At 35.5% G+C, this 13054-nt stretch carries 11 protein-coding genes; 10 read left to right on the forward strand and 1 reads right to left on the reverse strand.

Annotated features, from left to right (window positions below):
• Window positions 1-620: 620 nt before the first annotated feature.
• From radA to ACGHIN_RS03310, 3 genes are all read left to right on the forward strand, one after another.
• Window positions 621-1970, forward strand: coding sequence for a DNA repair protein RadA (gene radA, locus ACGHIN_RS03300; protein WP_390450785.1), 1350 nt, complete (start codon window positions 621-623; stop codon window positions 1968-1970).
• Window positions 1971-2045: 75 nt separating this feature from the next.
• The gene (locus ACGHIN_RS03305) at window positions 2046-3584 is read left to right on the forward strand and encodes a M12 family metallo-peptidase (protein ID WP_390450787.1); all 1539 of its coding nucleotides are present in this window, start codon (window positions 2046-2048) and stop codon (window positions 3582-3584) included.
• A 79-nt stretch (window positions 3585-3663) separates the two neighbouring features.
• On the forward strand, window positions 3664-4257 hold the full coding sequence (locus tag ACGHIN_RS03310; RefSeq protein WP_390450789.1) for an acyl carrier protein phosphodiesterase: 594 nt from the start codon (window positions 3664-3666) through the stop codon (window positions 4255-4257).
• A gap of 471 nt (window positions 4258-4728) precedes the next feature.
• On the opposite strand, the gene ACGHIN_RS03315 is transcribed toward ACGHIN_RS03310, so the two are convergent.
• Window positions 4729-5235, reverse strand: coding sequence for a DUF6702 family protein (locus tag ACGHIN_RS03315; protein ID WP_390450790.1), 507 nt, complete (start codon window positions 5233-5235; stop codon window positions 4729-4731).
• A 64-nt stretch (window positions 5236-5299) separates the two neighbouring features.
• Here ACGHIN_RS03315 and ACGHIN_RS03320 point away from each other — a divergent pair, with 64 nt between their 5' ends.
• The 7 genes from ACGHIN_RS03320 to ACGHIN_RS03350 all read left to right on the forward strand — a co-directional run bounded on the left by ACGHIN_RS03320 (window position 5300) and on the right by ACGHIN_RS03350 (window position 13031).
• Window positions 5300-5878 carry a HupE/UreJ family protein gene (locus ACGHIN_RS03320; RefSeq protein ID WP_390450904.1) on the forward strand — a complete coding sequence of 193 codons (579 nt, stop codon included), beginning with the start codon at window positions 5300-5302 and terminating at the stop codon, window positions 5876-5878.
• Between the two features lie 68 nt (window positions 5879-5946).
• On the forward strand, window positions 5947-8325 hold the full coding sequence (locus tag ACGHIN_RS03325; protein ID WP_390450792.1) for a M1 family aminopeptidase: 2379 nt from the start codon (window positions 5947-5949) through the stop codon (window positions 8323-8325).
• Window positions 8326-8545: 220 nt separating this feature from the next.
• Window positions 8546-8680 (forward strand): hypothetical protein, encoded by a 135-nt coding sequence (locus ACGHIN_RS03330; RefSeq protein WP_390450794.1) that lies wholly within the window; start codon window positions 8546-8548, stop codon window positions 8678-8680.
• Window positions 8681-8847: 167 nt separating this feature from the next.
• Entirely contained in the window at window positions 8848-9126 is a 279-nt protein-coding gene (locus ACGHIN_RS03335; RefSeq protein WP_123262470.1) for a co-chaperone GroES, read from the forward strand.
• Window positions 9127-9221: 95 nt separating this feature from the next.
• Complete coding sequence (gene groL / locus ACGHIN_RS03340) at window positions 9222-10847, forward strand: chaperonin GroEL (RefSeq protein ID WP_390450796.1); 1626 nt, start codon at window positions 9222-9224, stop codon at window positions 10845-10847.
• Between the two features lie 223 nt (window positions 10848-11070).
• Complete coding sequence (locus tag ACGHIN_RS03345; protein ID WP_390450798.1) at window positions 11071-12300, forward strand: DUF2268 domain-containing putative Zn-dependent protease; 1230 nt, start codon at window positions 11071-11073, stop codon at window positions 12298-12300.
• A 236-nt stretch (window positions 12301-12536) separates the two neighbouring features.
• Window positions 12537-13031 carry a YfbM family protein gene (locus tag ACGHIN_RS03350; RefSeq protein WP_390450800.1) on the forward strand — a complete coding sequence of 165 codons (495 nt, stop codon included), beginning with the start codon at window positions 12537-12539 and terminating at the stop codon, window positions 13029-13031.
• Window positions 13032-13054: the final 23 nt, after the last annotated feature.

A 13054-nucleotide genomic window follows, 5' to 3' on the forward strand; every position in this document is an offset into this window, starting at 1 on the left:
ACAATGCAATTTTTAAATTTTAATTACACTTAAAATACAGATGAATAACGTTTATATTTTCTCGCTGATTGAGCAAATAATGCAGATAATCGTGTATAAAGATTAATGTAAATTGAGCAACTCCTCAACAATGGATTTTGATTTTATTTACCAGTTTTTAAATTTGAAATGATTATTTTGGAGTATATTAAATCAAAAAGGTAGATTATAAGAAAAACAATAAACGAATTTATGTACATCAGTAAATTTAAAATACTTTCATTCGAAGCCTCCGAAAAATATAAAAAGGGGTTATTGCCTGAAATAATTAAAAGAAACAGATAAATAGTTTCAAATAAAATGGAGATCCGCAATATAGAATGGTAGCTTTTTCTAAAAATCAATACAGTAATTAATCCTATCAAACTAATTATTGAGCAAAAAATCAGAATGAGAAAAGGAAACATTCCAAAATTCCCACCCGGCAAATGCAAAAATCCTATCGTCCATACTGTAAATAGAAAATTCAGGAGACTCATGACCACAAAAGTTGTCAGGCTTTTTAACACAATATTTTTCATGATTGAAAATTAATTAAAATTCGAAAGAAAAAATTCAAAAAAAATTTTGAACTTCGCAGTATGGCAAAACTTAAAACAGCATATTTCTGTCAAAACTGCGGAACTCAGTATTCTCAATGGATGGGGCAATGCAAAAATTGCGGGCAATGGAATACTTTAGTGGAAGAAATCATCGAAAAACCTTCTCATAAAAGCCTTCCTTCTTCAAAATCGAAACAGCACGTCATTAATATTATTGAGGTTGAAACCAGTGAAGAGCCAAGAATTAAAACGCCTTCCGAAGAACTCAATCGTGTATTGGGCGGCGGAATTGTTTTAGGTTCGGTAACTCTGATCGGTGGAGAACCCGGAATCGGAAAATCCACCCTTCTTCTTCAGCTTGCTTTGAAAATGAAGAAAAAGATTTTCTACGTTTCGGGGGAAGAAAGTGCCTCTCAGATTAAAATGAGAGCGGACCGTTTAACTGAAATTCAAAATCCGAATTGTTTTCTGTTTACTGAAACCTCACTGGAAAAGATTCTTCATGAAGCCCAAAAGCTGGATCCTGACTTCATTATTATAGATTCCATTCAAACGCTACAGTCACAGCTTATTGAAAGTTCACCAGGAACCGTTTCCCAGATCAGGGAATGTTCCAATGAGATCATCAAATATGCTAAAGAAAATAACACACCGGTTTTTCTTGTTGGCCATATTACCAAAGACGGACAAATTGCAGGACCAAAAGTCTTGGAGCACATGGTAGATGTTGTCTTAAATTTTGACGGAGATCGAAATCATCTTTTCAGATTGTTAAGAGCGAATAAAAACCGTTTCGGTTCCACTTCCGAAATCGGAATTTATGAAATGGTTGCACAAGGACTGAGAGAAATAAAAAATCCTTCTGAAATTTTAATCACCAAGAAATTCGAGGAACTTTCCGGAAATTCTGTTGCTGTAACACTGGAAGGAAACCGTCCAATGTTATTGGAAATCCAGGCACTAGTAAGTACTGCCGTTTATGGAACACCACAAAGAAGCTCAACGGGTTTTGATGCCAAAAGATTGAATATGCTTCTCGCCGTCCTGGAAAAAAGAGCAGGTTTCCAGCTTGGCGCCAAAGATGTTTTCCTGAATATTACCGGAGGGATAAAAACAGATGATCCTGCTTTGGATTTGGCTGTTGTCGCATCTATTCTTTCATCCAACGAAGACATAGCGATCTCCGAACATTTCTGTTTTGCTGGAGAAATAGGCTTAAGTGGTGAAATCCGTCCCATTGCTCAAGCCGAACAAAGAATTTCCGAAGCTGAAAAACTGGGGTATGAGAAAATTTTCATTTCCAACCTTAATAAAATTCCCAAAAGAAAATTCGGGATCAAAATTGAAGAGGTAAGTAAAATTGAAGAATTCCATGAAAGGCTTTTTTAAACTTATCCAGCTATTACAGTCTTAAGCTAACTATTTATATATTTGTCTCTAAAACCATTTTAAAACTAAATAACTATGAAAACAAAATTCACAGCTTTGTTGATTTTTTGTACAGGCTTGTTCTTTGCCCAAAATAAAGTTTTCCAGAATATCATTAATGAAAATAATTTACCTACTGAACAAAAGATACATAAAGAACTTGCTTCTAATTATACTTTAACGAAGTATTATCTGCAACCAGCTTTCAATTTACAGTCTGATCTACAGATCGCGCTTCCCACCAATAAAGAGATTACCGCTAAATTCAATCGTATTTTCAGATACAGCAACGGTACAGAATCGTATGTTTATGATATAGTGAATTCTCCCAACGCAGAATTAGTACTCTCAAAATATGACAATATTGTTACCGGAATGTATGCTTCCGGTACAGAAAAAGTGATGTTTCACCAAACTAAGGGAGACGTTTTCGCCCTATCGGTAGTAAGTGATGAAAAAATGATCAGCCAGGATTCTAAAAATGATTATGTTTTAGATCCTTCAATTTTAGACAATGCCAATAAAGTTAATGCCGATGTATGTTCCGAATCTACTCCGGTATGCAGTGCAACCAGAATCGATGTAATGGTTGTATACACTACCGCAGCAAGAACAATCTGGGGCGGAGTTTCACAAAGTAATACCCTAATCGCTACTGCTGTTACTAATTTCAATACAGCACTTATTAATTCCGGAGTTACCAATACTACGATTAACCTGGTATATTCTGGGGAAATATCTTATACAGAGTCTGGAAATATTAATACAGACCTTACAAGATTCAGAACCAACGGTGACTCCTATATGGATGATGTACACACCTTAAGAACGACATATGGAGCAGATCTTTGCAGTCTGGTTACCTCTACTCCAACGAACACTTGTGGTTTAGGAAATCTTAATACAAATCCTACCAACTACAGTAGTAACGCTGCTTTTTCTGTGACTATCTATAACTGTGTAGTATCCAATTATTCTTTAGCTCACGAAATGGGACATAATATGGGGCTTAATCATGACTGGTATGTTGCAACAGGCTCTCTTCCTTGCAGTCATCAACACGGCTATATTAATCAGACAGCCATTACTTTAGGAACAGCCAGTGCTTCTTCACAAAGATGGAGAACTATTATGGCCTATAATGATGAATGTACGGCTGCAGGAATTAGCTGCTCAAGAATTAATCGTTGGGCAAACCCGAACGTCAATTACAATACGGAACCTACAGGAATTGCTATAGGGAATACAAATCCTTCAGATGAAGCTTTCGGCTTTTCCCGTTTTGCGTGTGTGGTCTCGAATTTTATGCCTGAAGCTAATTTAGCTACAGCGGATATCAACTTTAAATCTAAAGAATTTATTTTATATCCTAATCCGGCAAAAGATATTATTCACATTTCCATTAATGATAACAAAAAGTATTCATTCAAAGTAATTAACTCTCTTGGCCAGCTCTTACTGACTACTTCAGAAAAAAGTATCCATTTAAAAGGTCTTGCTTCCGGAGAATATTTCCTTAGCATTTATGATGAAAAAAATACGTTGATTGGAAATAAGAAATTTATTGTCCAATAATCTTCAAAAAATAATTACCTTAAGTCCTCCGAATCGTTAAAATATTCGGAGGATTTAATTTTATGTATTATATTGGTATATGAATTATCTGGCTCACTCATTTCTGACTTTTTCCGACGGACAAATCGTCGGGCAGTTTTTAGAAGATTTTATTCCTAATAAAGACCGTTTTTCATTCCCTAAGGACATCCAGGATGGGATTACTTTACACAGAGCCATTGATACCTTTACCGATTCCCACCCTGCTATTCATGAAGCAAAAAAGATTTTCAGTCCATTAGTTAGGTTATACTCCGGCGCTTTTGTAGATGTTGCCATGGATTATTTTGTTGCCAATGATCCTGCTTTGAATTCTCTCAATGGATGGAAAAAACATTCCCTAAAAGTATACAAAGTTCTCCATGAATATGAAGTCTGGCTTCCTGAGAATCTGAAAAGAATGTTAATAAAAATGGAACAGGATGATTGGTTGTACAACTACCGTGAAAACCAGGGAATACAATTCAGTATGCGGAATGTTCTTCACAAAGCCAAATATCTCAATACTGATATCCCCGTATTTGAAGCGTTCCTGCAGAATAAAGGTATTCTTCAACAATGCTATACTAATTTTTTCCCCGATTTAATAGCCCATGTTAAAGGGATGAATGCTTTACTCCAGCTGGAAAATTAAATTCCGGCAAAAAAAACAAAAACACTCACAGCAGTAAGTGTTTTACTATTTGTGTTATTAGAATTATGCGCCTGTTTTCAGGCAGATTGAGGGTTTCAAGGTTACGTTAAATATATTTTACCAATCCCTACCTAAATACAAACAATAGCAGCCCCGTCAAAATAGCGATTTAAAAAATATCATTTATAATGCATTTAATTTAAAAATTATATTAAAACATACAATAATTAATAAATGTTACATTATTTTTTATGATAATTTAACTTATTTAACAAATTTAAAAAAAATACTTTAAAAACAAGCATATTAATAAAATATTATTTAAAACCACCTCAAACATCCACACCAAAAAAAGTTAAAAATTGAAAATCAAACCGTTAAAACCAAACATTAAAAGAAGATAACTCACAAAGAAATATACCTAACACCCGTATTAGCGACATTACCAGCAGGCACTGTGATGATGAAAAATTAGAATTGCTTATATAAATAGCGCTCAGGGTAGGTTAGTTTTTCACTCTTTCTGGCACCGTTTACGATAATATGAACAATATTGATCTGGTCATCAAAAAGATTATACAAAAAACTCACTGCCGTTTCTATCTTTTTAGGATGATCAACAGATTCTGACTCCAGATATATATTGACAGATTCATTATCCTCTTCATAGCCCAGATAATCCACTTTTAAAAACTTGTTATTGGTTTTTAATTTGAGATATTCTGCACAATAGGCTTTCAAGGCTTCATTGAGCAACAATTTATATTTAACATCATTGAAACGAAGAGTTTTCCCGTATTTTTTGCTCAAAGCATTTTCCAGGTCATCAAGAAAAAAACGTCCGGTAATTTCAAATGTCTTCGATTTCGAATTATAGCTGATTTCTACAGACCCTACATGATAAGGATGAATATCTTTTGCAAAAACCTGTAAAGAAAGAAACAGAATCCCTATAATCAAAAATATTTTTTTACCCATTGCCTATTGAAATTTGTTCCGAAATTAATCATTATTTTCGTAAGCCTTAATATTTTATTTTATGATGCAGGATTTTTTATTCTATCTGAATCTCGGTTGGGAACATATCATTTCATTAGACGCTCTGGATCATCAGCTTTTTGTTTTAGCACTGATTGCGGTATACTCTTATCAGGACTGGAAGAAAATCCTGATTCTTGTAACAGCTTTTACCATCGGGCATTCCATCACTTTAGCATTAAGCATATTGGATGTTTTCAGAGTGCCTTCAGACTGGGTTGAATTTTTAATTCCTCTCACTATTGTTCTGACATCATTCGATAATATTGTGATGAAGAACAAAAAACAGACATTAATGAGAGCCAACTATTATCTGGCTTTAATTTTCGGGCTTATCCACGGAATGGGTTTCGCCAATACGGCAAGGGTAATGATCGCGAAGAGCCAAAGCATAGCTGTTCCGCTCCTGGGATTCAATATCGGTCTTGAATTAGGTCAAATAGTAATTGTATTGGCAATTCTTCTGATCTTATTTGTACTACTCAATCTATTTAAAGTTAATAAAAAAGACTGGATCCTGTTTGTATCTTCCGGGGTTTTTGCTTTGGCATTAAAAATGACTTTAGAAAGAATTCCCTTTTAACGTTGAAACATTTTCAACTTTTCAACTACTTATTGTTATATTTGAAAACTCTTAAACAAATTTTGATCATGAAATTAAAAGTAGCTTTACTTTCAACATTTGCTTATATAGGTTTAACGGCTCAGAATATTCAAAATAATCCAGGCAGTAATCACGGAAATAAATTTGAACAATTAGGGACGATTCTTCCTACTCCCAATATTTACAGGGCGGCTTCAGGAGCCCCGGGACACGGATACTGGCAAAACAGAGCTGATTATGAAATTTCAGCCTATCTTGATGAAGATAAAAGAAATCTGAAAGGCTCCGAAACAGTTACTTATTATAATAATTCACCGGACGACCTGGATTATATTTGGTTGCAGCTTGATGAAAACCAGCAGTCCAATATTAAAAATGCCGATTACGACAATTCGTCTACCCTTCCGAAGACAGCCAATGATCAGCAGTTAAGAACTACTGATCTTCCTGCAAAAGATAACGGATACGGAGTGAACCTGGAGAAAGTAACTGATGCTGCAGGAAATCCCTTAAAATATGTAGTCAACAAAACGATGATGCGTATCGACCTTCCTAAAATTTTAAAAAAGGGAGAAAAATTCGTTTTTAAAGTAGACTGGAACTACAATATCCCCAACAGGATAGCCAAAGGAGGCCGTGGCGGTTATGAGAATTTCCCTGAAGACGGAAATGATCTTTACACCATGACGCAATGGTACCCGAGAATGTGCGTATACAGCGATTTTCTAGGGTGGCAAAATCATCAGTTCACCGGCAGAGGTGAATTTGCTTTGGTATTCGGAAATTTTAAAGTTTCCATGAATGTTCCTGCCGATCATATTGTGGGCGGAACCGGAGAATGTAAAAATTATGAGCAGGTATTATCTTCCGATCAGCTGGCACGGTACAGAAAGGCACAGAATGCTAATGAGCCTATAGAAATCGTAACGTTGGATGAAGCGAAGAAAGCGGAAAAAAACCATTCAAAACAAAGAAAAACATGGACGTTTGAAGCAAGTAACGTAAGGGATTTTGCGTGGACGTCTTCAAGAAAGTTCATTTGGGACGGCATGAACGTAACCATTCCCGAGAACAACAATAAAGTAATGGCCATGAGCTTCTATCCGAAGGAATCCTACGGATTATATAGAAAATACTCTACAAAAGCAGTTGCCCACACTATTAAAACCTATTCCGAATTTACCATTCCCTATCCATATCCGGTAGCACAATCGGTAGAAGCTGCCAACGGAATGGAATATCCAATGATCTGTTTCAATTACGGAAGAACGGAAAAAGACGGAACATATTCGGAAGGAATCAAAAATGGGATGCTTGGTGTGATCATCCACGAAGTAGGACACAATTTCTTCCCGATGATCATCAACTCAGACGAAAGACAATGGAGCTGGATGGACGAAGGGTTGAATACTTTTGTGGAATACCTTACGGAAGAAAAATGGGATAATAAATTCCCTTCAAAACGTGGTCCGGCATGGACGATTGTAGATTATATGAAGCTTCCGAAAGATCAGCTGGAACCTATTATGACCAACTCAGAAAACATCACTCATTTCGGGCCTAATGCGTATTCAAAACCGGCAACGGGATTGAATATTCTTCGGGAAACCATTATGGGTAGAGAACTTTTCGATAAAGCATTCAAAACCTATTCTAAACGTTGGGCATTTAAGCATCCTGAACCGGCAGATTTCTTCAGAACCATGGAAGATGCAAGCGGTGAAGACCTTGACTGGTTCTGGAGAGGATGGTTCTATGGAACAGATCCGGTAGATATTGCGATTGAAAAAGTTACAGTGGCCACTCCAGATCTGGATGCCGTTCCGAAAGCCAATGAAGTAAGATATAAAGTGGATAAGCCTATACAAAATGATTTTGAAGATATTTCAAAAATCAGAAACCGAGAGGATAAAAACATTGCTTTCTACGTAGAGAAAGATAAGGAGGTTCAGGATTTCTACTACCGTTATGACAGAGGACAGGAAAAAGTGGATACCAACAAGGAATACTCTTTCAAGGTGGATAATATGGCTTCTCTTGACACAAAGGATAAGGACAAATTTAAAAATATGACCGCTTATCAAATCGATTTTGCTAACAAAGGCGGATTGGTAATGCCTATCATTCTTGAATTCACTTTTGAAGACGGCTCAAAGCTATATGACAAGTCTTCCGCTCAAATCTGGAGACATAATGAGGAGAAAGTTTCAAAAACCTATTATTTCAATAAAAAGTTGAAATCCATTCAGCTTGATCCAATGAGAGAAACGGCTGACATTGATACATCGAACAATTTCTGGAGCAATGACGGAACGAATTCTGAAACTTCAAAATTCCAGGTATTCAAACAAAAACAGCAGGATGGCGTAAGAGGAAGTGCAAACGGAAAAGTGAATCCAATGCAGGCCGCCGGAAAGAAAAATTAAGATTTAAAAAAATCATATAAAAGGTTTACCAGATTGGTAAACCTTTTTTTATTCAAAACAGTATTGAACCACTCAAAAACGTATTTCGTCATCATTATTCTCCTTTTTGACACCAAATCATACAGGCAATGATAAAAAACTTTACTTTTGAAAATACACCAAAGTCAAAAACCTGATTGACGTTAAATGCTCAGGAATATTAACAACAAAATATTACTTTATGAAAAATGCCAAATTAGTAAGCAGAGAAGCCCAGAAATCTATTATAGGCGGAGCTTCAACACTTGTCTGTTGTGAATACAACGACAATGGAAGATGCATTTTATGGATTGGACCGGGACAGAACTGCCCTTAAAGACCAAGAATATTACAAGAAAACAAAGGCCGGAAAATTTTCCGGCTTTTTATTTTTCTGCCAAAATTTCACACCCTGTAATAAAATTCTGCCAAAAATTTCTTTTCAGACGCTTGGCATACATTTAGAGAATTCCAACGCAGAAATAACTTAAAACAGATATAATTATGTCAGTAAACTTTAAACCATTAGCAGACAGAGTTTTGGTAGAACCAATTGCTGCAGAAACTAAAACAGCTTCAGGTATTATTATTCCGGACACGGCAAAAGAAAAGCCACAAGAAGGTACAGTAGTAGCAGTAGGTCCTGGTAAAAAAGATGAGCCTACAACTGTTAAAGTAGGTGACAAAGTTCTTTACGGGAAATATTCAGGATCAGAATTGAAATTGGAAGGAAAAGATTATTTAATCGTAAGAGAGTCTGATTTATTAGGAATTATCGGATAATCTGTAAAAAAGTAAAATGTATTCATGTAGAATGACTTCATGAATATAAAATTCATTAATACATTGTACAACGCACATTAATACAATAAAAAATTATGGCAAAAGATATTAAATTCGATATTGAATCAAGAGACGCTTTAAAAAGAGGTGTTGATGCATTGGCAAATGCAGTGAAGGTAACTTTAGGACCTAAAGGAAGAAATGTAGTGATTGAAAAATCTTTCGGTGCTCCTCACGTTACTAAGGATGGTGTTTCCGTTGCAAAGGAAATCGAACTTGAAGATAAAGTAGAAAACATGGGAGCTCAGATGGTAAAAGAAGTAGCTTCCAAAACCAATGATATCGCAGGAGACGGTACTACTACCGCTACTGTTTTGGCACAGGCTATCGTAAGAGAAGGTCTTAAGAACGTAGCTGCAGGTGCTAATCCAATGGACTTGAAAAGAGGTATTGACAAAGCGGTAACAGCAGTTGTTGAAAACCTTAAAACTCAATCTCAGGAGGTAGGTGATTCTTCAGAAAAAATCAAGCAGGTTGCTTCTATCTCTGCCAACAATGACGATACCATCGGTTCTCTGATCGCTGAAGCATTCGGAAAAGTAGGTAAAGAAGGAGTAATTACCGTAGAAGAAGCTAAAGGTACTGATACAACCGTAGACGTTGTAGAAGGGATGCAGTTTGACAGAGGGTACCAGTCACCTTATTTCGTGACAAACCCTGAGAAAATGCTGGCTGAGCTTGAAAACCCATACATTCTTTTAGTTGAGAAAAAAATCTCTTCTATGAAAGAATTGCTTCCGGTTCTTGAGCCAATTGCACAGGGAGGTAAATCTTTATTGATTATCTCTGAAGAGGTTGAAGGAGAAGCTTTGGCAACTTTAGTGGTAAACAAATTAAGAGGATCTCTTAAAATTGCTGCTGTAAAAGCGCCTGGATTCGGAGACAGAAGAAAAGCCATGTTGGAAGATATCGCGATCTTAACAGGTGGACAGGTAATTTCTGAAGAGCAAGGTTTCACCATGGAAAACATCTCTTTAGATATGTTGGGAACTGCTGAAAAAGTATCTATTGATAAAGATAACACAACGATCGTAAATGGCGGTGGTGACGAAAGCAAGATCAAAGGAAGAGTTTCTCAGATCAAAGCTCAGATGGAAACTTCCACTTCTGATTATGACAAAGAAAAGCTTCAGGAAAGACTGGCTAAGTTAGCCGGTGGTGTTGCTGTACTTTATGTAGGTGCTGCTTCTGAAGTGGAAATGAAAGAGAAAAAAGACAGAGTAGACGATGCGCTACACGCAACAAGAGCTGCTGTAGAAGAAGGTATCGTTGCCGGTGGTGGTGTTGCTTTAGTAAGAGCAATCACATCTTTAGAAAATCTTTCAGGAGCTAATGCTGATGAAACTACAGGAATCAAGATCGTTAAGAGAGCTATCGAAGAGCCATTAAGACAAATCGTTGCTAACGCAGGTGGTGAAGGCTCTGTAATCGTTGCTAAAGTAGCGGAAGGAAACGGAGATTTCGGTTACAATGCTAAAACTGACGAATACGTGAACATGCTTGAAGCAGGAATCATCGACCCAACTAAAGTAACAAGAGTTGCCCTTGAAAACGCAGCTTCAGTTTCAGGAATGCTTTTAACCACTGAGTGCGTAATCACTGAAGTGAAAAAAGACGAACCAGCTATGCCAATGGGTGGCGGAATGCCGGGAATGATGTAACGGCCAGCGAACGAGGCAAATTAATATACTAACCGCTCTATTTTATAGGGCGGTTTTTTGTTTGGATTATGGTTTTTCATAAGGAAATAGTATATTTAGATTTTAATTTAACAATTGACAAATAGAGAACTAAAACCAAAACAACATTAGCACAATTATATATTCGTCAATACTTTTCTGTTGTACAACATTCTATACAAAATTGTATTTAAAATCAAAAAAAATGAATTTTAAAGTTTTAACTATTCTTCTTTTAATAATTTCTAATTTCTCTTTCGGACAAACCACTTTTTCAGAAAGTCCGTTAAATGCAGTTTTTGAAACTCGGGATTTTACCAATTTTTGGATAGCATTTGACAAAATGGAAACGTCAAAAGAAAATCCATTTAAAGAGTATTTACAAAACGGTTCTGTTGGTCTTAATGCGTTTCCTTACAGAGTAATGAGCGCAGATTCTTTATATGCTAATGTTAAAAGAAAAAAATCTGAATACGAAATTACCCGAAATATAATACATGATATTCCATCAAAAGAAAAAAGGTTAAGGGCAATTTATAGCGCCCTCAAATACTGGTATCCTGAAGCTAAGTTTCCACCCATTTATTTGGTGTATGGGTTAGGATACTCAGGAGGAACCTCTACAAATGACGGATTAATCATTGGAACTGAAGTCATAAAAAATCTTGATGGTCTTCCGGCACTTGCTGCTCACGAATTAATTCACTTTCAACAAAATGTTGAGGGAGAACAATCTTTACTAAAACAATCATTATTAGAAGGAGGAGCAGATTTTATCGGGGAATTGATTTCGGGGGAAAATATAAATTCTGCACACTTCCAGTATGGAGAAAAACATCTCGACAAACTATGTAAGGAATTTGTCAGCAGACTAAAAGGAGAAGATCAACAAGACTGGTTGTATGGAACATCAAAAAAAGATGACCGTCCCAATGATTTAGGATATTGGATGGGATATAAAATTGTGGAAGCCTATTTTAATAAACAGGAAGACAAGAAAAAGGCTATCTACGATATTCTGCACATAAAAGACCCCATGCAGTTTTTGAAAGAAAGCGGTTTTTTAAGTTCATATATTGAAAGCTATCAAAAATCCAACAATGAAGCTCCCGATACATTTTATAAAATATTTTCAGATGAAGTTTATAAGGTATCAATCGTTGTAAAAGTTCCCAATAAAGAAGACGAAATTTATATCACCGGAAATCAGGAAGAATTGGGAAAATGGAGTCCTAATCAAATAAAACTGAATAAAAAAAGTGATTATGAAAGAATAATAACACTAAAATTACACACCCCGGCAAAATTTAAATTCACGAAAGGAAGTTGGGAAAAGCAAGCTGAAGTTTTAGGAATAGAAAAAGGCAGTAATATTTCTTTGGAAACATTAAAACCTAATACAAAAGTAAAATATGAGATCATCAATTGGTTTTAGAACTGAATTAAAAGAACAGCTACTTTTAAATTCCACAAAAAAGCATAATGATGTAACGGTCAGCGACCGAGGCAATTTAATATATAAACCGTTCTATAAAATAGAACGGTTTTTTTGTTTGAATTATAGTTTTCTGTAAGGAAATAGTATATTTATATAAATTAGAAAGTTAGCTGTAACCTTGTCACAAAACCGCACTAACAGAAATTAACAACTTTAGACAAATATTTTGAATTATGAGTATGATAGGAAATTTGCTTCGAGTGACAAAATCTGAACTTGAAAATTATTTAAAAGATAGTTCATTATTAGAAGACAAAATCTATGACGACGAAACGGAAAATGAAAATTTAATTGATATTGACAAATCGTGGGACGGAATAATATATTTACTTACAGGACAAAGTTCAGCAACTGCGGAGCATAATCTTGTAAGGGTTTTATTCAGTGGACAACTAATAGATGAAGAACAAGATTTAGGCTGTGGACCAGCTCACTATTTGACACCAGAACAAGTTGCAGAGTTAAATAATGAAATTTCGACAATTACAATTACTGATTTAAAACAAAAATTCAATTCTGAAAAAATGACAGAACAGGAAGTTTATCCAACAATTTGGGACGAAAGATATGACGCATTTGATTATGTTGCTAACGGATTTTCAACATTACAAAGTGTTTTTGCAAACGCAACAAAAAATGGAGAAGCAATAATTACATTTATAAATTAACCTACAAAGAAAAAAAGAATTGG

This window comes from Chryseobacterium barbadense, assembly GCF_042849955.1.
In the GTDB taxonomy this organism is placed as follows: domain Bacteria; phylum Bacteroidota; class Bacteroidia; order Flavobacteriales; family Weeksellaceae; genus Chryseobacterium.